Below are 23,215 nucleotides of genomic sequence, written 5' to 3' on the forward strand. Positions count from 1 at the left end.
CTCAAATTTCAGACCATACTCACAACCCAAATAAGGAGTAGACATGAACAACTCAAAAATAGATCGTATTGAATGCGTGCCGCTTGTTGGCACACGTCCACGGCAAGCGGGGTGTAATTCACGCCTACAGGTACATGGACTGCATGTGCGACCTCCCATTGCACGCATCACCACTGATGACGGTGCGACCGGTTTCGGTCTGTCGCGTATGTCTGAGGAGGACGCCGCAGGGCTCGTCGGTGCTCCCTTGAGTGAGGCGTTTGACGCCGAAAACGGCGTCAGTGAACGCTTCCGTGCGCTCGAATACCCGCTCTGGGATCTCGCTGGAAAACTGGCTGGAAAGCCGGTGTATGAGATGCTTGGTGGCGAACCCGATGCGGATGGTGTTTTCCGCGCACGCTGTTACGATACGTCGCTGTATATCGACGACCTGCATCTAGCAGATGATAACGAAGCGGCTGCGTTGATTGCTTCCGAATCGTTAGAAGGCAAAGCACGGGGACACAAAGCATACAAGATTAAGGTGGGGCGCGGTGCGATGCACATGCCGCTTGAACAGGGGACCCATCGCGATATTTTGGTGATCCGTGCTGTCAGGAACGCTGTCGGACCCGATGCTACCATCCTGATTGATGCCAACAACGGCTACAACCTGAACCTGACCAAGCAGGTGTTGAGCGAGACCGCTGAGGCAAAGGTGTATTGGATGGAGGAGGCTTTCCACGAGGATGGCAGCTTCTACGCGAATCTGAAAGAGTGGCTCAATGCGGAAGGTATAGGGACGAAGATCGCTGATGGAGAGGGTGGTGCTTCGCTCAATCTGCTCCAGTGGGCGGAGGAGGGGTTGGTCGATATTGTCCAGTACGACATCTTCCACCCCGGTTTCTCCCGTTGGCTAGAGCTTGGACCCCAACTTGACGCGTGGAACGTCGGCTCTGCACCGCATCACTACGGCGGGCATTACGGCAACTATGTGTCGTGTCACCTATCTGCGGCGATCCAAGGGTTTGAGTTCACCGAATGGGACGAAGCGGACACCCCCGGCTTGGACGGCTCCGGATATTCAATCTCTGATGGTCTTGTCAGTGTCCCCAACTCGCCCGGTTTCGGTCTGAATCTGGACGCGGAGATCTATGCCCGCGCCGTCAAAGAGAGTGGATTTGATGTTCGGGCGGCGTGATCTGTAAACCAAAAAACGCGGTGACGCGGCATTAAGGAACAATAGATTCAAAATGCTAATCAGCCTCCTTACCGACCCCATTTGTAGGGGCGACCCTGCGGTCGCCCCGTCTTCATAGCTTCCACTCGCATCCCACCCACAGCTGCAACATCCCTCCAAAAAAACTTGCAACGAAAAATCGGATCAGGTATAATCAGACACTAAGAACACAGTCAGCAAGAGATCCGTAAATAGGCGTACAGCCGCAGAGGAGACGTCGGCATGTATACATACCAAAATAACAAGGTGGGATTGCGAATCGGGATCTGCTGTATCATAATTGTGATGATAGCGGTTTCTTCCACGCAAGCTGCCGATCGGTCGCGTATATTGACGATTGGGCTGTTTACCTCCGGGGTTGCCCTAAAATTTGGAAGTGTCTTCGTCGCTAATTCAGCACAGGACACCTACGACCAATACCTATCCACCGGGATCCAGAGCGACCTAGCAAAGCATCGGGACGATTACGAGACCCAACGCAGCCTGAGCATTGGGATGTCCCGAACCGGCATCGGATTTGTTGGACTTGCGGTACTCATCTCGATTTTTGACCAGCTGGATGTCATTTCCGAATCACCCCCATCCCGTTCAGGCCAGTTAAGCTTCAATCCGAGTTACAATCCACGAACAGGTGAGGCTGCTCTCACCCTTCAACGGAAATTCTGAAACCATGATATCATCTCCGTTTCGATTACTAGCTCTTTTTATGCTCCTTATTGCAGCGGGATTCTCCGCCGGTTGTACGGGTAATGAGGATTTCGCCAATCCACTTGACCCTCAAAACCTGCGTACGGCCGGATCGCCTATCGGTTTAGAACTCCTGCCCGGCGATGAACAGGTAACGGTGTCGTGGGCAGACAACGGCCACGAAGGGATTATCGGGTATCGAATTTATCGGCAATTCACGGGCGATGCGGATTCGACCTTTGAGTTTGTTGGTGAGGTACTTGGGGAAAACGGCGAGCGTCCAGCGACAGAGTTTGTTGATACACAAGATCTAAAAAATGACCAATTTAATGATGTCAGTGGGGAGCGTCACCGTTATATCTATCGGATTTCATATATTGATGCAAACGGGGTCGAAGTCCCCGATCCCAATGCACCTCCGACCGATAGCGAAGATCCACGCCGAATGTGGCAAACAGCGAGTGCAACACCGAGCATAGCCCCACCTATTCCTAACGTCATTGTTGGCGATGATCTAGACGATTTGACCGTTAAGCTGTTCTGGCAGGACTATGAGGCACCCAACGATTTTGAGCAATTCCGTGTGGCTGTGTCTCAACAGAGTTTAGCTGGGGAATTCCTGCCATTTCGCCTCCGTGCCGAACTCCCGAAAGACCAGCCGTACTTTTTTGATATGGACTTCAAACGGGACAATGCCACCAGAATTTACCGTGTCATTGCTGTTGACCGGTTTGGCGTTGAAGGGGTAAAAGTGATTCAAGCTACTTCTCCCAACCTGCCACCCTTGCCACCCCAAAATGTTCGACTGGCATTTGGTCCTCGAGGCGCTCGGTATGACGCCTACGTCTCTTGGTCAAGGAACAGGGAACCCGACGTCGCAGGTTATGTAGTCTACGCAACGAAAGAATCTGGAGGGAATCTTGTTGTTGGACAAGATTTGATCGCCCGACGGAGAGTGGATGCGAAAGAAGCAAGTATAGTTTTGACCGGCGAAGAGTTTATTCTGGACGGGCAGGACCTCGCTCCCCGGCGATACTTCGTCGCAGCGTTTGACGACACGCCTCAGGACAACGGCATTCGCGACGAAAGCGAGAGAGTTGAAGCACGCTAATAACATTGGTACTATCCAAAATACAGATAACTTCTAAGGATCGATATGCACCTTCCTCACATAACTCAACAGCGCATTTTGTTTATTCTCTTCACTTTTTTTTCACTTGCGGGAACATCTCTCCTCGCACAAGGTCCACCAGTGACACAACTTGGTGTAATGCAAACCGCCGATACCTTGGGTAAAGGTGGCTACACAACGTCTGTGGGGATGTTTCAAGTTGATAGAAAAAACATTGATGTGACACCCAAGCAGCCGCAGCGCGTGGTCATCGGCAATTTTGAGGGATTACATAATGTCGAATTCGAGGTGAATACCTTCTTGATTCCGGCTCAATTGACCTATGGCATTGGTGAGCGATTAGATCTCCTCCTAGGCGCAACCTTCTCGACTGGCGGCGCACGTAAGATTGTACCCGACTTTTATCGGATTGGCGACACCTATGACGCAGACGAATCGATTGACCGAACGCAAGATCGACGGGTTTATGAACAATCTATCTTTGATCTCGTTGTCGGATTGAAGCATAATATTAAACCCGACCTACAGGACGGTTTACCCGGTATATCAATTGGAGGCGATGTGCAGCTCGGATTTACCGCGGATGATCAGCTCAATTCGGACAAGGAGTTCGCCGATGCCTCACCCGCTGACAGCTTTCCATTTATGGGCATTAACACCTATCTGGTAGGAACACAGCGGTTTGGTCAGTTCATGAGGGTGCATGCGGGTGTCGGTAGCTATCTCTCCTCCAAATCGCTCAAATCAACCGATTCATTTCAGCTGCTCTGGCAGCTTGGGACTGAATTTGCGTTCTCGGATAACTTTTGGCTCGTGGCTGATTTTTCGCGAAGACGTGCCCTCAGTGGTATCACTATCAACGACCTAATCGGAATCGGATTCCGATACAAACTTTCCGATACGGCGGCCTTTAATATCGGTTTTGTCACCGAACCGGGCTTTCAGTTCTATCTCACCGTTGGAGGTGACAAGGGAGGCGCTGCTCCGCCGGAAACCGGCGAAGCGGATCTACTGTTTTAGCTCGGTTGAGCAGGATGTCCAACCGAGCCCTTCAATGAAGAGATATGCTGCCACAACGCACCATTTCTCTTGCTCTGAGGGCGTCTGCAGAACAGACGGAGAGCGGACTGAATAGACTCGATTTAACGGTTCAAAGGAGCGGACAATGCAAATGTTATTCAAATTTTGGTTTCGCCGGTTGCGCCGCGCGAGCCGTAACCGTCACATTCAGCGTATTACAGTGGCGGGACTCATTGTGCTGGTTTCTATCATTCTCAATTCCGCATGTTTCTACTTCTTTGAAAAATCAGTGAAAACAGATCTGACCCTTTGGGATGCCTTCTGGTGTAGTTTTACGACCATAACGACCGTCGGCTATGGGGATTACTCCGCAGCAACGCTTGGTGGACGGATTGCGACGATGGTTTTGTTGTACGGGATTGGATTGGCTTCGTTTCCCTATGTGATTACTCAGATTGTGGATACAAGCGTGGAGAGGCACAATGAACGACGGCACGGACTGATTGATTGCCGTGATCTTGTGGAAGATCATATCATCATCGTCAATTACCCATCTGAATTGAAGGTCAACGCAATTATAGAGCAGCTTTCATCGGATAAAGTGACAGCACACAGATCCCTCGTCATCTTAGCGGATAATGTCGATGAATTGCACTTCAACCGTTCCGATGTCTACTTTGTACGGGGCGCATCGTTAGAAGAAGAGACGTGGAAAAGGGCAAACATTGAGATGGCATACGCCGCGCTCATCCTCGCGCCAAGGATTGAGGAACACGCGGCAGATGCGATTACCGCCTCGACGGTTTCGCTGATTGAGACGTTGCATCCGGGGATTCGGACCATAGCCGAATGTACTAGTATCCAACACTTGGCGGTTTTCCGATCTTTCCAATGTGATGCAGTGATTCCCACCAATAATATCGCCGCAAAGGTGTTAGCGCAAGAGGTACGTGACCGCGGACTTGCCCATGCCGTCCGAGAATTATTGACTGAGGCGCAAGGGAGTGAGTTGTATAGCGAAACCGTTGATATTGATGGGATAAACTTCGGTGAGCTGCAATCCTTACTGCTCGAATTGAAAGTGGAGGTTATTCCGATTGGCATCCTCAGAGACAACCAGCACATGATTAACCCGCCGCTAGACCTCCAGATTCAAGGGACGGATCGGCTTATCCTTATCGGCAATCGTCGTAGCGATTGGGAGCAGATCCACGACCAATTGTTAAGAGTCAGAGGAGGGATATAAATAGATAGCTATCCCGGTGTGCATGCGTTTTGTGTTCTCTTCACAATAAAAAACTCTACGATCCTGGTCGAAAAAGCGTCACCAGACAACCGCCAATCGCCGCTAACAGGATGCCGAGAACAAACTGCCACCGTAAAGCGCCCCAACCCCCCGCGGGCGGATGTAGCGCTGTCGCCACCACTGCGTTGACAATCGGTGCGCCGGCGAAAACGATGGACATCACCACAGGCGGGGTGCCTTTTGCTCCAAACGCCAAGAGGACGCCAAACGCACCCACCGCGCCTACAAGTCCTGCAAGTGTTGACCAGACCAATCCCTTCGCCGGAAAAGTCCATTGAGCACCGTTGATCGCCAACATAATTGCCGAGCCGATGACCGCCGTCAACAAGTAAGCAATTCCGACAAAAAGAAACGCTTTGTACCGTCCATGCACCGGATCGCTCATCGATATCTGTCCTGTATGCAGAAGGACACCGTAGAGTCCCCACGATGCAACAGTCATAAGTGCAAATATTAACCAAGTCATACGCATCAAAATCCTCCTATATTCCCACCTCAACGAGTAGTTAAGTTGAGAAAGTTTGTTACATCCCCGGCCTATAAATTGTCACCATGCAACCGCCGAATATCGCTAATTGCAGACCAACAATAAACTGCCACCGTAAGCCTCCCGCTTGCGGTGTATCTACCGCCAAAGAAACAGCTGCATTGACAAGCGGCACACCGGCAAAAACGATGGTCATGACCACAGCCGGCGTGCCCTGTGCTGCAAATGCCAAGAGGTTGCAGAAAATCACCCCAACAGTGGCAACTCCTGCTAGGATTGCTAAGCCCACCCCGTTCATTGGGAAACTCCATTGTGCGCCATGTATGGTCAACATCACTCCCGATCCAACCATTGAACCAATGAATAGCCCACCCCTGCGAAAAGAAGTGCCTTGTATTGACCATTCGCCGAATCCGCCATTGCTTTCTGCCCTGCATGGGTAAGAACGCCGAAAATTCCTGATGCTGTCGTCGCTATAAGTGTAAATACCAACCAAGTCATGTATATCCAAAATCCTCCTATCAACCGATATATTTTTGATAAACTGCTAGAGTTGCCTCTGCCATTACATCGTCGCTAAACCCGCTATGTACGGCTTCCTTGCCCCGCTGCCCTAACTGTTCCCTGTAATCCCGATCGCTCATGAGTTGAGATATTCCTTCCGCAATGGCGTCAGGCGATTCGGTGTCCACCAATATGCCGCCACCGGTCGCTGCTATAAATTCAGGAAAACTGCCATGTCTAGGTTGAACAACTGGAACACCGTTGGCAAGTGCTTCTAAAATGAAAAGCCCCTTTGATTCCTTGTATGTGGTCGGCACGGATAAGACGTGGAGACCGTTAAGGAAGGTGATCTTTTGGTGCCGATCGACTTCGCCCCAATAGTCAAAGGTTTCTGACAAGCCCCACGCATCAATCTGGTTTACCAATTGTTCAAGATACGGTTCATCGTTTTTTCCAAGGTAGCCGGCGACCTTGAGTCGAAGGTTATCTGACCCGAACCGACTTGTCAAACGATGGAACGCGTCTGCTAGCAGATGAAGCCCTTTCTCAGGACAGATCCGCGCCAAATAGCCGATGACAAAAGGGTTTTCGTCGAGGTGCTTCTGAGCTACTCCATGCTCGCTCAAATTCAGACCGAGACGCACGACATCGATTTTGTTCTCCGGAACATCTAGATACTCAGCCATGAAGTCCGCATAATATTGACAGGGAGCGAGGTATCCATCCACCTCCGAAGCCCTTGCTCGCAGTAGATTTAAGGCTTGCGATTTATACGGCTCTATGAGGTCTTCCAGAAAGATGTCCTCACCCTGAAGGGCGCATAGAATCGGAACGCCTAACACCTTCTTCATTTCCCTTGCGAATCCCACGAACATGGAGTTGGTGAGTTGAACCAAATCGGGTTGATAGGAATCTTTCAGCCATTTAACCAACTTTTCCAACTCTTTTTTCTGTTGTCCTTCCTCTCCCTGAAGCACTGAAACGGTAAGCGCACCCAGATCTTGCGCACTGGTGGACGCACTCAAACGCGTTAATCCATTGAGCAGCGAGGGACTATCGAATAATCGATCAACCATCCAAGGGGTATGGCGGAAGAGTGCCGACTTCTGCTGAAGGTATACATTGATTCCACCGTAAAAAACGCGATCGATGCTAACATCGGCTTCATCGGTCCGAATGGGCGTGTAGGTTGGGATCAAGGCAACGTCATGCCCCTTGCGTTGCAACGCTGCGGCAAGCGTGTTATCATGGATACAGGTGCCACAGTACATGCCCGCAGCACCTGCAGCAATATAGGCGATTTTCATGATGCATCAAACATGGAGGATAAAACGTGAAACGTAAATGAACTTAGGAATCCACTGGGAAGAATTTCTGGATTACAGTTGAATCTAGCGGTTTACTCACTAGGGAACCGATGATCATCGTTACGGAAGAAACAGCGATAATGACTGCTACCGGCATGACACCACTGCTACCTACTGTGTAACCGGGGACCTGCCAACCCTGAATAAAGAAATAGACCCATAACACCACAACGCTGATAACAGAGGCGAAAGCGCCGTATTTGGTACTGCGCTTCCAAAAGAGCGCGGCGAGAACAACTGGGAAAAGCGAGGCGAATCCTGTAAAAGACCAGACAGCGAGTTTGAAGATACTCCGGTTAAGAACAAGCGAAAGCAGGTAGGTCAAGAAAAGTATCCCGAAAACGAAAAGTCGCCCAACCAAGACCTGCCCCTTTTCGCTCAATCCCTCCTTCGCCGGATCAGAATATACTCTGTAATGACGAATAATATCGTGCGTAAACATACTTCCAATGGATAGTGACTGGGAGTCGAGAGAAGACATAATCGCCGCAAAGACCCCTGCACCCAGAAGTCCTGCGAGCACCCCGGGCGCATGGCGCTCAATCATCTGCACCAAAACTGAATTGGCTTCAGGTCCCTTGAGTCCCGGCACGTCTACGCTTCCCAAAATTCCGAGTAACACACTTGGAATCCATACGATTGCAACACAGATCGGATACCATATCACGGGATAACGCAATGTGCCCGCGCTTTTTGCTGTCAGCCAGTGCATGAAGATGTGAGGAAACATCCCCACTGATAGTGGGATGCAGGTGTAGGTTAGCAGCTCCAATGGTTTGATGTGATTCCCACGCATCAACAGATCCGGTGCCACCTGTGTCAAGCTAGCGGAGAGTCCTCCCATCTTATGCACGATGATAAAAAACGTCGCCCCACCGAGCGTCATGAAAACGACGGTTTGAAAGGTGTTTGCCCAAGCGGTCCCGCGCACACCACCATAGCAAACATAAATGAAAACTACGGCACAAACCAGCAGCCCACCCAGCCACTGCGGAATCTGACCCTTCGTAATCTGATGTAGGGTGATGCCGCCGCCCATTACGCCAATTAACAGATACGGTACGATAAGTGCAACAATGACGATAAACAGCAGCAGCCCAAACCCATCACTGTCCCACCGTTCTCTGAAGTACTGTACCTGCGTAAAATAGCCGTACCGTTTCCCGATCGCCCATAGTCGGGTGCCAACAAAAAAGAAGACGCATGGAGCGACCAAAGCCGTCGAAGAAGCCATCAGTGCGAAAACACCGATACCTCTGTGGTAAGCTTCGCCGGAGGCACCGAGAATGGAGAAGGCGGTCATGTTGGTGCCAAACAGAGACATCAATAGGACAAAAGGTCCAATAGTTCGGCTAGCGACGAAATAATCTTCGCCGGTACCACGAAAGAATTTATGGCTGACAGTCCCAACAATCAGCACAAGCCCCAGATATGCAAAGATAACGACGATAACTATCATTATAGATTTCTACTCATCAGTATCGTCACCTTGTAGATGACGAGGCCAAGCATAGTTGATTGTCAGCACCATCAGTATGGCTGCTGCGAAACAGAATCCAATATGATAGAGCAATCCAATAGGCAATCCTGCCACGACCTTTGGGTTGTTCCAGAACCAGAAATCATTGTGAAGTAAAAACAATGCAACAATCCCAACATAAAGCGTCCATCGGACAAAAGTTTTCTTCATTTATATATGCCTCCATGCTTCATGGAAAAGCGGCGTTGATAATCTCTAAGAGTTCAGCTTTCTCATCATTACCGATTCCTTCAGATAGCCGAGCAGCAGCCACAGGGAGTTCCCAGCGAGCAATCGCTTTACGCGAAATTGATTGTATATGCCTGTAGTGTTCTAGATAAGCCTCGCAGAACAGATGACGAAGTTCGGCAGCTTTTTGACGACGCGGTTCATCCATGCTAGAGGGTAGTTCGCTGATTTGAAGAAGTAGGGTTGTGCGAGCGACATCGACCACCGGTGATCCTTGGGTGGCGTCTACCCAATCAATAATAACAGGTTCCTCAGCCGTTAGCAAGATATTCCCTGGATGAAAGTCACCGTGACAGATCTCGTTGTCGTCCTGAAGTCGATCTAAGCCGGTTAAGATGGCTACTTTAGTCTCTTTGGCTAATCGAGATACACTTTGAATTTGACGCTGCAATCGTTTACGCTGTAAAGGCAGCTTGGATGTAGTACGGGTGGACACATCAGCTTGTAACTCTGCTAGAAGATGTGCGTATGGGACAAGTTTTTGAGGATTGGCGATGATGGCCTCCACCATAGTTACACCCTGCACTCTTTCAAAAATGATACCTTGACGGTTTTCAATATTGATGGTATCAATAACTGCGGGTGTATTCAGACCTGCGTCATGCGCGATAGAAGCGCAGGCAGCTTCTTGTTCAGCTTCCCCCGGTGAAGCGCCCTCATGATACAGTTTAAGAATTTTATCCGCATCCCATGCAAAAACTTCGGCTGTCGCTCCTTCAGCAATCGGCGGGTACTTAATCGTAGATAAGACCATCTCTTTGTCGCAATCTATGCAATGATTTCCAGAAACTCGTATCGACCGTATAGGATATATCCCAACTTCTTTGCTAGTTTTCCAAATGAAGGGCTACTGGTGTTCCAATAAAGAAATTCTTGAACGCCAGTTAAAAAAACCGATAATTGCAATGGCAATAAATGCGGCTAATTGCACCCAGCCGACATGGGTGAGGAAGAAAACTGCAGCGACAGCGAGTAACCCCGCCCGTTTCCAAAAATCAAGTGGTGCAAACCAATGACCAGAAACGCTTGCAGCCAGTGATATAATTCCAAAAAGAGCAATCAGGATACTTGCTGCGATGGCAAAAAAACTGGCGGTCCCACCATCTGGAGATAGGAGCAATAGCTCCGGTTTCAAAGTGAAGGCATAGGGCAGCGCGAACCCTACCAACGCAAATCGGAACGCAGCAACGCCCGTCTGCATAATGCCCGTTCCTGCAATGGCTGCCGCGGTATACGCCGCCAAAGCGACAGGCGGTGTCACCATCGCCATCATGCCAAAATAGAAGATAAAGAGATGAGCAGCAAGCGGAACCAATCCCAATTCGGTCAATACCGGTCCGACCAATGTCGCCATGAGCAGATAGCACACCGACGACGGCAATCCCATCCCAAGGATGATTGTCGAGATCATCAAGAGAATAAGCGCGAGGAGACGACTGTTTTCGGCAAGCGGCAAAAGGGCTCCCGGTAATTTTGTGCCGATCCCTGTTAAAGTGACTACACCGAGAATTAACCCCACGCATGCAGCCGCTGCAATCAGCGAAACACCGCCGTGAGCCGCTCTCTCCATCGTTTCGACCATTCGACGAGTCCCAATCCAAATCTGTCTAGTGGAAATCCGGAATGGCTGGCTAATTGATGTTCGCGTTGACGAAGAATCACTTTGGGTAACTTGATTCAGTATCTCCCATACACCGCGAATACCGATCAGTATAAGGATGAACAGCAAGCTGAGACTGACCGCTCGGAACGGCGTGTAACCGAGAAGGAGAAAGAGGATAAGTGTAATAAACGCTACCAAAAAGACTAACCCCTGTATTCCTGTCTTCGGCTGACATATTTCGGTTACGTCTTCTTGGGGTACTTCGGCTGATGCGCCTACACGTTTGGCGTAAAAGTGGACAATCAACAGGAGCGCAGTATAGTAAAGGATCGCAGGAATCAGTGCAGCTTTGATGATTTGTAGATAGGTTACGGCTGGCTCGACAATTTCGAGCATCATGTAGGCACCTGCACCCATAATTGGTGGTACCAATGCGCCACCTGAACTTGCCGCGGCTTCTATGCCTCCAGCAACCGTTGGTCTGAACCCGGAACTGCGCATCATCGGGATCGTGAACGTGCCAGTGGTGGCAGTATTGGCGACGGCACTGCCAGACAACGAACCCATCGCTCCGCTGCTAACCACAGCAACCTTGGCAGGACCTCCGACGCTTGAACGAAACAGACGCCTCGCGAAATTGATGATGTAACCGGTGGCTCCCGTTTTCTCCAGCAATGCGCCAAACAGGACAAAAAGGAACACGTAGGTGAACATCACCTTTAGGGCAATGCCAAACACCCCTTGGCTATGTAGAAAGGTCTGGCTGACAATGCGTTCCCAAGAATAGCCCCTATGCGGAAATAGCCAATCGGGCATCCATTGGCCGAAAGCTGCATACGCCAAGAAGGCCAGAGAGAGGATACAAAGGGTCAAACCGATAGCGCGACGGGTTCCCTCCAGGACAAGAAGCAACCCCAATAGCCCGATCACGTAGTCCCTAGTGGTCCCCATCCCCGCTCGATCCCCAAGCTGTTGACCGTCAATCCAAAATCGTCTGAACAGAGGTTCCGTTTGAACTAGGATATAACCAAAGCAGATTACCACCACGAGGACGAAAACAAAGTTTAGACTTTGGAAAACGATATATCCTTCAAACCGAGGATGGATAGGGTATTTGAGGAAAACGAGGATTAAGCCCAACATGGCAAAAATCGCCAATTGAGCTTGAGGCGAGAGCTGGGGATAGTTGACCTCTGCCAAAACAAACACAGTCAAAAGAGCGGCACATGTGCGAAAAAGGATTCGCTGAATACGTTGGAGCATAATGGTGAAACTCGAAGGGGTATTGTGATCCACTAGAGGATACGAATCCAGATGTTACGGTATCGAACGGGATCACCATGATCTTGGAGCATTATCGGTCCCTGAGCGGGATGCGGCTCGTCATAAGAGGGAGCACGCCTGTGGCCTGTTGGTCCCATGGCTGCTCGGTGGTTTTGCACGAGTACGCCGTTGTGGACGACAGTGATGTATGCTGGACTGATCAGTTTCTGTCCGCCAAATCGCGGTGCCGTAAAGAAAATATCGTATGTCTGCCATTCGCCGGGCTTGTGGCAGGCGTTGACTAGCGGCGGGTACTGGCCATAAATCGCAGCGGTGATCCCATCCGCGTAGGTCGGATTGTCGTAGCCGTCAAGCACTTGAATCTCGTAATTGCCCATCAGAAATACACCACTATTGCCGCGTCCCTGACTGTCTCCTTTTACCTCTACCGGTGCAGCCCATTCGAGGTGTAGTTGGCAGTCACCGAAGTGCGCTTGGGTCTCGATGTTGCCTGTGCGGGTGACTTCCACGTAACCATTCTCAACTCTCCACTTGGCTGCTCCGTCACGCCCCATCCACTTTGAAAGATCGCTTCCATCAAACAGGATGATCGCATCTGATGGGGGTTGACCCGGTGCTGCTTGTGAACTTTCAGTCCCAGGGGCAATTACTTGTGGTTGAGGACGGGTTCCATCATGGACCCGCCACTCTGAACCCGGAATCATCGGTGTGTCGTCATAACCGATAGGCGCTTTGTTCGCCGGTGACTGCTGTACCATAGTTAAATCTCCTTAAATGTTATGTATGAGCTTCAAAACTATCATCCAATATCATTCTTATCACTCTGTGCTTTACATCTTTGCTGTACGTATAACTCATTATATCGCAGATAGATAGATTGCGCAAGACCTCTAGTGTCTAATAAGACCTCTTCAATTGGCAAAAATTCCCACTAAGAATCCTAATTCTACTAACTTTTATCTTGTTATTATGGTTAGCGTATGATAAGATGAGAAAACTTCACCTAGCAAAAGATCCAGCCAATTGAGGGTTCAATCATGGCAAAACGAAATGGGTTCTCGGAACTAGCAAAACTACTCGTTCGTTATCCTACCCAAGGACAAAGAGAAAAACTGAAACAGCTTCTATTACAAAATTATACGCAAGAAAGCCTCCTTGATTACTTGACGGATGAAGTTGCTCCAACACGACAGGCAGCGGCTTATGCGCTCGGTATAATTGGCGACCAGGAAGCAGTTGCCCCGTTAGTAAAAGCACTCCAACAGAGCGATCCCGATATGCGCTCCAGTGCTGAGCAGGCATTGTGGACAATCTGGTTTCGCTCCGGTGATAAAGCTGTCGATGATATGCTTCAAAAAAGTTCGGCATATATCAAGAAAGAGCAGTATGTAGAAGCTGTTGACCTTTTGACAGAAGTAACTCAAACCGCACCCGAATTCGCTGAAGGATATAACCAAAGGGCAATCGCATATTTTATGCTAGAAGAGTGGGAACAATCTATCGATGATTGCAAAAAGGTGATTAACCTCAATCCTGTCCATTTTGGTGCGTTTGCCGGACTGGGACAATGCTATCTTCGGCTCGGAAATCTCCGCGAAGCACTAGAGGCATTTCAGCAGGCACTAGAGCTTCATCCAGGCCTCTATGGCGTCGCACATACAGTATTGCAGATTCAGGACGCGTTGCAAGAGCAATCTAGCCAGAGGCGTTAAGTAATGAAATGCGTCATATACCCCGCTTTGAAAATCCAATCTTCAGCCAAGTCATAAGCCATCAGTGGAAAGTCCACAAAATCTGTTTTGCTATCGTTGTGTTCGGCGCTCTGTTGCTCGTCATCTGCCAGCTTCTGTTTCGGGCAAAACTGGGGCAGTACATAGACCTCATCCTTCTGTCAGAAGCTCTACTTATCCTGATTGTCTCCCCATATTTAGCATGTAGTGCCCTGAATAAGCATTTCGCACATTCCCTGTCGACGATTTTTTTACAACTGAGCCGAATGCGTCTTCGATGGGTCTGGCTGAGCGTTATATTAGGAAGCCAGTTTTACCTCTTCTGCTTCGTTGCACTCACATCTATCGTCTTTACAATGCTCCTACCATCAATCAGCAACATCACCCATCGGCAAGTGATTCAACTGCACTTGATTTTTACAATTTATACTATTTTGGGTGCTGTAGTTGGCGGATTTTGGTGGCGCGTGTTGCGCCATGAAATCTTTGCAACACAGGCTACATACCTAGGGTGGAGCCTTCTAATAGGTGGTGTGTTTCTGCTGTCACCCTTAGACCGTTATCTACAAAATCTCGAACCTATCATTCCGCCATTTCTGCATATCAACCCGCTGATGGCTGTGTGCCACCTACTTGAGATCGATGTGTTTAGAACACCACACTTATACGAACTAACGCCCGTTCCATCATACAGGGTTGTCTATCCTCCGTGGCACATTGTTTGCGCCTGGCAGATACTGATCGGAATCTGTTGTGTAGCACTAGCACGTTGGAATCGAGTCTGAATTATTGAACAACAGGAGTCTACAGATTGGACGAAGCGAGATCTCATGAAGATCTGATCATCAGTGTCTCAGGGGTCAGGGGAACAGTCGGTAGCGCATTAGATCCCAGCCAATTAACCCGCTTTGCAGCCGCATTCGGCACGTTAATCAGGGGACAAACCGTCGTGGTTGGCAGAGATACACGCACGTCGGGCCCGATGGTATATCATGCGATCCTCGCTGGCCTCATCGCGACCGGCTGTAAGGTGATTGACGTGGGGGTTTGTCCAACACCCACAGTTTTATTTATTTCAAAAGCGCTGAACGCCGTCGGAAGTCTGGTGATTACGGCGAGCCACAACCCAATTGATTGGAATGGCATCGAATTTGCATCTGAATCTGGTAGGCTTCTAAGTGAGGCCGAACGCACACGCCTAATGCAGATTTACGAGTCGGGAGCGTTTCAGCTGACAACTTGGGATAAACAGGGCGAAGTTACAGTAATTGATACTGCTATTGATCAACATATCGCCGGCGTGCTCAGTTGTGATTGGGTCGTGCGTAATCAAACTAAGTCACGTCGGCTAAAGGTCGTAATCGACTGTGCTAACGGGGCGGGAAGTGTGATTAGTCCTCGCTTGCTGACAGAACTGGGCTGCGAAGTAATTGAACTGAACTGCGTCCCCGATGGCTATTTTCCTCGCCCAGCGGAACCAACGCCTGATGCCTTAGACCGACTCTGTGAGACTGTCAAATCAGAAGGCGCAGATCTCGGTCTCGCACACGACGGCGATGCGGACCGATTAGTGCTTGCCACGGAGGAAGGCACTCCGCTGAGCAGCGAATACACCTTCGCCCTTGCAGCGGATTTTCTGCTCAATAAGCGAAAAGGCGATATCGTTGCAACCGTATCAACCAGTCGTATGTTGGATGACGTGGCGAGGCGGCACGGCGTAAAACTGCACCGGACGCCGGTCGGCGTCGGATACGTTGTCGAGAAAATGCGTGAAACGGGTGCAGTCATTGGTGGTGAGGGAACAGGAGGTGTGATTTATCCAGAACTCCAATATACTACTGACGGGATGGCGTCAATAGCTGCGATTGTACAACTTCTCGTGGAATCAAGCACATCAACAATCTCAGATGTTATCGCTGCCATCCCAAGTTATGCTATCTGTAAGGAGAGACTGGAGGTGCCCTCGCAACATATCGCTAATGCAGTGCTTCAACTTGCGATTGAAACCTATACTGATGAGACACTTGATCTGGCAGATGGAGTGAAACGGGTTTGGGAAGACCGATGGGTCAATATTCGGAAGTCTGGCACAGAGCCGGTCATTCGTGTTTTTAGCGAAGCGCTAACCTTTGAAGAGGCACAGGAACTTTGCAATTCGACGCTTGATACACTGAAATCCTTGATGCAGCGTGTCTCCAACTAGTGACTAAACTCTTTTAGGTACGCGACGAGTCTTACTTAACGGCAATTTTTCTTGAAACGCAAACGTCCTCTCAGCGTCAATTTTAATAGATTACTGTTGTGCTGTATTGATGGAGGTTTATCATGATAGATGCACTCAAACTAGTCTGCATAGGTGGCGGCACCGGCTTATCATCTTTGTTGAGCGGCATAAAGCAACACACAAGCAACAGACGTGCGGGGTCAGAGATTATTGATATAGATAATCTGGCGGCGATCGTTTCTGTGTCGGACGACGGTGGCAGTTCTGGACGATTGGTTGAAGAGTTCGATGTGATCCCACCGGGTGATATTCGCAAGCTACTAGTCTCTCTCTCTAATGACGATGAGCTGCTAGCTAAACTTTTTGAATATCGCTTTTCGAGCGATGGCGATCTCGGTGGTCATACGGTTGGAAATCTGCTTCTCATTGCCCTCACTGAATTAAACAACGGCAACTTCCCAAAAGCTATCCAAGAAGCTTCTAAACTGCTCTCCACGCGAGGGAGAATTATACCGGTCAGCCTAGACGGCACGATACTGTGTGCTGAACTGGCCGGTGGCGATATTGTGTGCGGCGAGTCCAACATCCCAGAGCGATCCAATCGAGAGCCCATTCAACGCGTCTTTCTGAAACCGCGTGAGAATGGCAAACAGCATCACGATGAACCTTATGAGTGTGCTGCACACACGGAGGCTGTGGAGGCGATTGCTAATGCAGACGCCATCATTATTGGGCCGGGAAGTCTATATACGAGTATTATGCCCAACCTTGTGATTAAGCAAATTGCCGAGACCATTCAATCATCAGACGCGATAAAAATCTATATCTGTAATGTGATGTCGCAGCCCGGCGAAACGGATGGATACTCGGTTACCGAACATGTCGAAGCAATCTTGGCTCACGCCCCCGGAATGTCGTTAGACTATATTATTGTAAACAACCAACCAGCGCCGGAGAAAATCATCGAAAGATATAGGCAGAAAGAACTGTCAGGTAAGTTCGCACAGATTAAGATGTACTCGGAGGAAGTGCTCTCCATGCTTGAAACAATACAGGTCGAAGATTTCGCTGAAGGAAAAACGATGGATTCCGTGCTATATCGAACAGAGCATATTTCTCAACTTACCAGTGAGACGAAGCAGATGGCAGGACCCTCCAACGTACAAATATTCTATAGTGCGGAGCGGGATAATCTCGGGCATATGCAGATTGTGGAGGCCGAACTGATTCGGGATACTACCGAAGTTATTGATAGTGGAGGACCGCAAACTGTGATCCGTCACCACCCGGAAAAACTTGCGCAAACACTAGTCAAGGTATTGAGCGGCCATCCAAAGTTTCATGAATCCATCTCATAGCGGAACAATACTCTGTTTTCACCCCTTCCCCAACCCAACATACCCTCGATAGAGAAATTGAGAAAGGAATAACCATGTGTGGAATTGTCGGATATATCGGAGATAAATACGCGGACTCTGTCTTGTGGACGGGTCTGGAACGACTTCAGTATAGAGGATATGATTCAGCGGGTATGGCTGTCATAAGCGATGGGGAGCTCGATCTGCGGAAACGTGCAGGCAAGTTACGTGAATTGGACGAATGCCTCCGCCAGAATCCGATGCGGGGTGCAATGGGTATCGGCCATACTCGATGGGCAACACACGGGGAACCGAACGAACGAAATGCCCATCCTCACACCGACGAGGACAAAACGTTGGCAGTCGTGCATAACGGAATCATTGAAAACTATCTCCCACTCAAGCGGGAGCTGCAAGCGCGAGGACACCTCTTTAAGTCGGATACGGATACAGAAGTGTTAGCGCACCTCGTTGAGGAGGCACTGGAAGGCGATTTTGGCGATGCCGTTTGCAATGCGCTCCAGCAAGTCGAAGGTACATATTCAGCCGCTTTTATTCATCGACGATTCCCGGATTGTATCGTGGCTGCACGACGCGGCAGTCCACTCATCTTGGGGCTTGGGGACGGAGAGAACTTCGTCGCTTCAGATGTGCCCGCATTGCTACCACACACCCAACGGATGGTCTATCTTGAGGATAATCAGATTGCAATCCTTACACCGAATCAGGTGGAGGTTCAAACCATGGAGGGCGAGCAAGTTGAACCCCGTATCCACCAAATCGGCTGGAGTCCCGACACCGCGGACAAAGGTGATCATCCGCACTTCATGCTCAAGGAGATCCACGAACAGCCCAATGTCCTACGACGGTTATATAATATCTATGTTACCGATGACATGGAAGTTGATTTCGGGGAATTGGGATTGGACAGCGAATTTCTCGCGCGCGTAAACCGAATCGTCATCCAAGCGTGCGGCACATCTTGGCATGCCGGATTGATTGGTAAGTATCTCCTAGAGCAGTATGCGTACATCCACACCGAAGTGGACATCTCTTCAGAATTTCGATACCGCAACCCAGTTTTGGAGGGAGATACGCTGGTTATTGCTATCTCCCAATCGGGTGAGACCGCTGATACGCTTGAGGGATTACGCAAGGCAAAAAGCAAGTTTATGCGCGTGTTAGCCTTATGCAATGAGATTAACAGCACCATTGCGCGCGAGGCAGATGCGGTGATTGAACTTCACGCTGGACTAGAAATTGGTGTTGCTTCCACCAAAGCATACACCGCGCAGATTGCGGTGCTTGGATTACTCGCGATGCACCTCGGCAAACTAAAGGAGATCTTAACGCCGCCGGATACACGCGAGTTTCTCCAGACCCTTAAAAAGGCACCTGCCCTCATGGACCGCACCATTCAGCGCCAGCAGATTCGCGTCTGTGCGGAGAAATATAGCGATGTAGGCGCATTCATGTTTATCGGACGAAGCTATAACTATCCCAACGCCCTAGAAGGTGCGCTCAAACTCAAGGAAATCTCATATATCCATGCAGCAGGGCATCCAGCAGGCGAATTAAAACACGGTCCCATCGCTTTGATTAACGAAGAAGTACCGGTCGTGTGTATTGCCACCAATAGTAGCATCTATCCGAAAATTGTGAGCGCAATCCAAGAAATCCGCGCTCGTGACGGAGTTGTTATCGCCATTGCGACTGAAGGGAACACAGAAATTCATGAGTATGCTCAAGAGGTGCTCTACATCCCGGATATTGCTGAGGAGGTTTCGCCGTTGCTTGTTGCTATCCCGCTCCAGCTGCTCGCCTACTATACCGCTGTACATCGGGGCTGCGATGTTGACCAGCCCCGAAACCTTGCAAAAAGTGTCACCGTTGAGTAAACGGAGCACAGATACTATAAATTGGGGCAATTTTAGCGAAGGGAATTCCACGGCGCTTCGTCGGCGACATCGACTAGCTGATACCCCTCATCACTGACACATGGGCCCAAGATTGCGAGCAGCTTGGCAGGGGTAGGGGAGGTATTGAACGAAGCGTGGACTGCATCAGCAGGAATGAACACTGAATCACCTGAACTCAGCATCCGTTTTTCGTCGCGCAGCCACTGTTCTACAGTTCCTTCGATAACGTAAATCACCTCTTCCTGTTCCGGATGCTTGTGAAAGTTGTGTCCACCACCAGATGACAGGTTCACCTCAATGACCACCAAATCCTTCGCGCCCGTTGTTTGGGGACGACTCAACCATGCCAAGGCTCCCCAATCCAGTTGTTCACGTTCTGCTTCCGCTGCCGGGATAAATTTTCCACTCATGATAATTTCTCCTTCAAAATTATGTTTACGTATTAAGCATTACGTATTATCCTAATTATAGCGTTTCTACCGTGTCTATGTCCATAGTTTAATTGCAAAAGGAAAGGGAGGTTCACATGACCGATAACGAAAAATTCCTGTTCGATCTTTGGGGTTACGTCGTGGTTGAGGAGGTACTTACACCGGACGAAGTTGCGCTGGCGAACGAAGCGGTTGACCGCCATACCTATCTCATCGCTAACCGTGATCCGGGCTTATCCCACGGATCTAAACATCTGGAAGGGGCTACCGGGCGAGGGGAATTTCATCAAAACCCATTGACCTTTGATCGACCATGGTGTGAGCCGTTTCGACGGATGCTGACACACCCTCGGGTTGTTGACATCTTCAATGAGGTATTGGGGGCGGGCTTTCGGCTCGATCACGGTCCGGGGCTTATTCAGATGGTCAAGGGCACTGAGGGACATTGGCTACACGGTGGCATGACTTTCGACCCAAGCCAATATCACCGATTTGAACATGGCCGGATGCAGTGCGGACTGTGTGTCGCTGCATGGCAGCTGACGGAGGTCCGTGACGGAGATGGTGGTTTTGCATGTGTGCCGGGCAGCCACAAATCAAATTATCGTCCACCTCAGCATGTGTTGTCCACAGAGGATGGGATGGGTTGTATTCAACAGGTTGTTGCGGGACCGGGTTCTGTCGTTATCTTCAATGAAGCGCTGGTGCACGGCACGCTTCCATGGCAGCCCACGGACCGGGAGCGCCGCTCGATCTTGTTTAAGTGTTCACCCGGCTTCTTGTCTTGGGGTTCGCCACATGCGGAATGTCCAATCCCTGACCCAACGCCAGAAGAATTAGCGATCTACGAACCGCCACACCGTACCGGACGCACAACGTTGGGAGAGTAGGACGGAATTCCGATTCCCGACGCTTAGGAGATAAGATAAAAAAAATAATTTTTGTAGCAATAGCAATTAGTTTATCGCTATCGCTTTTGACGGGAAACAGTGCCCACGCCACTAATGCTCAAAACGCAGATGTCAATGGCGATGGTATTGTGAATATCCTCGATTTAGTGCTTGTCGGCTCACACTTTGGCGAGCGCGTTGATGCAGCGCAGGTGTCGAATATAGATGTCAATAGCGATGGCATTGTGGATGTCCGAGACTTATTACTTGTCGCTAACGTTATGCGTCAAGGAGATATAGCCCCCATAGGCGGCACCCTGATTTTTGGGCGCGGCGGTGATTCGCTCACCCTTGATCCTGCGCTAATCCTTGATGGTGAATCGGCGAAAGTTTGTGACATGCTTTACGATACACTCGTCCAATATCGAAGGGACACAACTGACATTGAACCTGCCTTGGCAGAGGCGTGGGAGAGCTCCACCGATGGCTTGGTGTGGACATTTCATCTGCGACAAGGGGTTCAATTCCACGATGGCACTCCCTTGAACGCAGACGCCGTTGTATTTTCGCTCACCCGTCCACAGGCGGTGTATCGCGATTTTCAGGCAGAATTTATCAACCAAATTATTGCCCTAGATCCGTTTACGGTGCAAATTCAACTCAAAACGCCATTCGCGCCCTTTATCAGCACGGTCGCAGGGACTACATTTTCTATCGTGAGTCCGACCGCTGTTCAACACTTTGGCGACAATTTTGGCAGTAACCCTATCGGCACAGGTCCCTTCAAGTTTGTGCGGTGGGATCGGGACGACAAAATTGCGCTTGAAGCAAACGATACGCATTGGGCGGGAAGACCTTCACTAGATCGAATCATCTTTCGCTCTATTCCCGATAACTCGGTGCGGCTGATGGAAATGCAGCAGGGCAGGCTCCATGCGATGGAATTTCCAAATCCGGACGAAATCCCCCTTATCCGGGGCGATGCACAACTTGAACTTCTCATGCGGTCAAGTCTAAATGTCGGGTATTTAGCGATGAACATGGAAAAACCACCCTTTGACAACCTCAAGGTGCGGCTCGCGATTAACCACGCAATTAACAAAGCTGAGATTATTGAGCACCTCTATCAAGGCACAGGCATTCCAGCGAAGGGACCGATCCCGCCGACCCTATGGAGTTATGACGATATGGTTGAGGATTATGAATACAATCCAACACTGGCGAAACAGCTTCTCGCTGAAGCAGGCTATCCCGATGGATTTGAAACCACAATCTGGGCACTGCCGGTGGCACGTCCCTACATTCCGGACGGGCGCGTACTCGCTGAGGTCCTACAATCCGAACTCCGAAACATCGGTGTTGAAGCAACAATCGTCACCTATGATTGGGGCACCTATATTGCGAAAACCACAAACGGTGAGCACGATATGGCAATGTTAGGGTGGATTGCTGAGGAGGGGGACCCGGATAACTTCTTCTACTATCTTTTGAGCAAAACCTACGCGGAGAAGCCTGCGTTTAACATCGCCTTTTATCGGGACGATGAGATGCAGGATGTCCTTGAACGTGCCAGAACGAGCACCGATCAAAATGAACGGATCGAGCTGTATCGGCACGCACAGGCAATCTTCCACAGGGATGCACCGTGGGTGCCGCTAGCGCATGGGCAACGGCTTTTGGTTGTAGACAGAAGGGTGAGAAATCTCAGGCTTGCGCCGATAGGGTGGAAGTACCTCCGCAGCGCATCGTTGGCACCGGAGTAGGGGTTGGTATCCCTTAATCAAAACACGCCACACTCGTAGGTCGGGCCTCCCCGGTCACGTCCCGATTCAATCGGGATTCTCGTGAAACGGAAGGTTCCTCTCGGACTTGCCCGACCCAGTCCTCCCCTCCAATATCCGTAGGTCGAGATTCATATCTCGACACTTTTGCAGGCACGGTTTCCCCGCTCGACGTCCTCTTGCTTAATTTGTAATTGCATCACCCTCCCCAATAATTGTATAATAAGAGCGACATAATCAACCAATATCGACTTGTCAACCATGTAAGTGCTCCTTTTGTTGGAATAACGATAGAAACCTCTTTTTGGCTGATTATGTCAACTATATTTATGCACTCTCTTCATTTATACTCCTCCAGTGGTGGAATGCAGCTCATCGTTAGGTAATGCAGCAGCCCCTCACTAGTCGTGTGAACCTGCTTAAACTGGAATAATTTATGGCAATCGCATATTCAGATCAGGAAATCAAGGAGTTCATGCAAGAACGCAAGGTTTTACCAAATGAT

At 49.8% G+C, this 23,215-nt stretch carries 22 protein-coding genes; 12 read left to right on the forward strand and 10 right to left on the reverse strand.

The features are described from left to right. Positions 1–43 precede the first annotated feature (43 nt). The 5 genes from J4G02_02100 to J4G02_02120 all read left to right on the forward strand — a co-directional run bounded on the left by J4G02_02100 (position 44) and on the right by J4G02_02120 (position 5,304). On the forward strand, positions 44–1,180 hold the full coding sequence (locus J4G02_02100; protein ID MCE2393387.1) for a mandelate racemase: 1,137 nt from the start codon (positions 44–46) through the stop codon (positions 1,178–1,180). Between the two features lie 261 nt (positions 1,181–1,441). After that, positions 1,442–1,885: a hypothetical protein gene (locus J4G02_02105; protein MCE2393388.1), complete on the forward strand. Its 444-nt coding sequence runs from the start codon at positions 1,442–1,444 to the stop codon at positions 1,883–1,885. 4 nt (positions 1,886–1,889) lie between these two features. Further along, positions 1,890–3,017 carry a hypothetical protein gene (locus J4G02_02110; protein MCE2393389.1) on the forward strand — a complete coding sequence of 376 codons (1,128 nt, stop codon included), beginning with the start codon at positions 1,890–1,892 and terminating at the stop codon, positions 3,015–3,017. A gap of 141 nt (positions 3,018–3,158) precedes the next feature. Next, positions 3,159–4,058, forward strand: coding sequence for a hypothetical protein (locus tag J4G02_02115; protein ID MCE2393390.1), 900 nt, complete (start codon positions 3,159–3,161; stop codon positions 4,056–4,058). A gap of 151 nt (positions 4,059–4,209) precedes the next feature. Then, positions 4,210–5,304, forward strand: coding sequence for an NAD-binding protein (locus J4G02_02120; GenBank protein ID MCE2393391.1), 1,095 nt, complete (start codon positions 4,210–4,212; stop codon positions 5,302–5,304). Positions 5,305–5,359: 55 nt separating this feature from the next. Here the strand turns inward: J4G02_02120 and J4G02_02125 are convergent, their stop codons facing one another. The 9 genes from J4G02_02125 to J4G02_02165 form a co-directional block, all read right to left on the reverse strand. After that, a complete protein-coding gene (locus J4G02_02125) occupies positions 5,360–5,830 on the reverse strand; it encodes a hypothetical protein (GenBank protein MCE2393392.1) in 471 nt (156 codons plus the stop codon). 58 nt (positions 5,831–5,888) lie between these two features. Beyond that, positions 5,889–6,185 (reverse strand): hypothetical protein, encoded by a 297-nt coding sequence (locus tag J4G02_02130; protein ID MCE2393393.1) that lies wholly within the window; start codon positions 6,183–6,185, stop codon positions 5,889–5,891. Next, a complete protein-coding gene (locus tag J4G02_02135) occupies positions 6,185–6,352 on the reverse strand; it encodes a hypothetical protein (protein MCE2393394.1) in 168 nt (55 codons plus the stop codon). Before J4G02_02135 ends, J4G02_02130 begins: the two co-directional genes overlap by 1 nt. A 20-nt stretch (positions 6,353–6,372) precedes the next feature. Then, positions 6,373–7,662, reverse strand: coding sequence for a glycosyltransferase family 4 protein (locus J4G02_02140; protein MCE2393395.1), 1,290 nt, complete (start codon positions 7,660–7,662; stop codon positions 6,373–6,375). A gap of 43 nt (positions 7,663–7,705) precedes the next feature. Next, positions 7,706–9,181, reverse strand: a complete 1,476-nt coding sequence (locus J4G02_02145; protein ID MCE2393396.1) for a sodium:solute symporter family protein — start codon at positions 9,179–9,181, stop codon at positions 7,706–7,708. A gap of 9 nt (positions 9,182–9,190) precedes the next feature. Beyond that, entirely contained in the window at positions 9,191–9,412 is a 222-nt protein-coding gene (locus J4G02_02150) for a hypothetical protein (GenBank protein ID MCE2393397.1), read from the reverse strand. A gap of 19 nt (positions 9,413–9,431) precedes the next feature. Next, positions 9,432–10,244, reverse strand: a complete 813-nt coding sequence (locus J4G02_02155) for a phosphotransferase (GenBank protein MCE2393398.1) — start codon at positions 10,242–10,244, stop codon at positions 9,432–9,434. Between the two features lie 93 nt (positions 10,245–10,337). Then, positions 10,338–12,356, reverse strand: a complete 2,019-nt coding sequence (locus J4G02_02160) for a TRAP transporter fused permease subunit (protein ID MCE2393399.1) — start codon at positions 12,354–12,356, stop codon at positions 10,338–10,340. Positions 12,357–12,388: 32 nt separating this feature from the next. Continuing rightward, positions 12,389–13,135 carry a DUF1080 domain-containing protein gene (locus tag J4G02_02165; GenBank protein ID MCE2393400.1) on the reverse strand — a complete coding sequence of 249 codons (747 nt, stop codon included), beginning with the start codon at positions 13,133–13,135 and terminating at the stop codon, positions 12,389–12,391. A 279-nt stretch (positions 13,136–13,414) separates the two neighbouring features. Between J4G02_02165 and J4G02_02170 the strand changes: the two genes are divergently transcribed. From J4G02_02170 to glmS, 5 genes are all read left to right on the forward strand, one after another. Beyond that, positions 13,415–14,089, forward strand: coding sequence for a tetratricopeptide repeat protein (locus tag J4G02_02170; GenBank protein ID MCE2393401.1), 675 nt, complete (start codon positions 13,415–13,417; stop codon positions 14,087–14,089). A gap of 8 nt (positions 14,090–14,097) precedes the next feature. Further along, positions 14,098–14,892, forward strand: coding sequence for a hypothetical protein (locus tag J4G02_02175; protein ID MCE2393402.1), 795 nt, complete (start codon positions 14,098–14,100; stop codon positions 14,890–14,892). Positions 14,893–14,918: 26 nt separating this feature from the next. Continuing rightward, positions 14,919–16,310, forward strand: a complete 1,392-nt coding sequence (glmM, locus tag J4G02_02180) for a phosphoglucosamine mutase (protein MCE2393403.1) — start codon at positions 14,919–14,921, stop codon at positions 16,308–16,310. A gap of 122 nt (positions 16,311–16,432) precedes the next feature. Further along, complete coding sequence (locus J4G02_02185; protein MCE2393404.1) at positions 16,433–17,689, forward strand: YvcK family protein; 1,257 nt, start codon at positions 16,433–16,435, stop codon at positions 17,687–17,689. Positions 17,690–17,763: 74 nt separating this feature from the next. Next, positions 17,764–19,587: a glutamine--fructose-6-phosphate transaminase (isomerizing) gene (gene glmS / locus J4G02_02190; GenBank protein MCE2393405.1), complete on the forward strand. Its 1,824-nt coding sequence runs from the start codon at positions 17,764–17,766 to the stop codon at positions 19,585–19,587. Positions 19,588–19,619: 32 nt separating this feature from the next. Here glmS and J4G02_02195 read toward each other — a convergent pair whose 3' ends face one another. Continuing rightward, positions 19,620–20,018, reverse strand: a complete 399-nt coding sequence (locus tag J4G02_02195; GenBank protein MCE2393406.1) for a cupin domain-containing protein — start codon at positions 20,016–20,018, stop codon at positions 19,620–19,622. A gap of 116 nt (positions 20,019–20,134) precedes the next feature. On the opposite strand from J4G02_02195, the gene J4G02_02200 reads away from it, so the two are divergent. Beyond that, positions 20,135–20,929 carry a phytanoyl-CoA dioxygenase family protein gene (locus tag J4G02_02200; protein MCE2393407.1) on the forward strand — a complete coding sequence of 265 codons (795 nt, stop codon included), beginning with the start codon at positions 20,135–20,137 and terminating at the stop codon, positions 20,927–20,929. Positions 20,930–21,078: 149 nt separating this feature from the next. Continuing rightward, the gene (locus tag J4G02_02205) at positions 21,079–22,692 is read left to right on the forward strand and encodes an ABC transporter substrate-binding protein (protein ID MCE2393408.1); all 1,614 of its coding nucleotides are present in this window, start codon (positions 21,079–21,081) and stop codon (positions 22,690–22,692) included. Positions 22,693–23,215 lie beyond the last annotated feature (523 nt).

It is taken from the genome of Candidatus Poribacteria bacterium, assembly GCA_021295755.1.
Classification (GTDB): domain Bacteria; phylum Poribacteria; class WGA-4E; order WGA-4E; family PCPOR2b; genus PCPOR2b.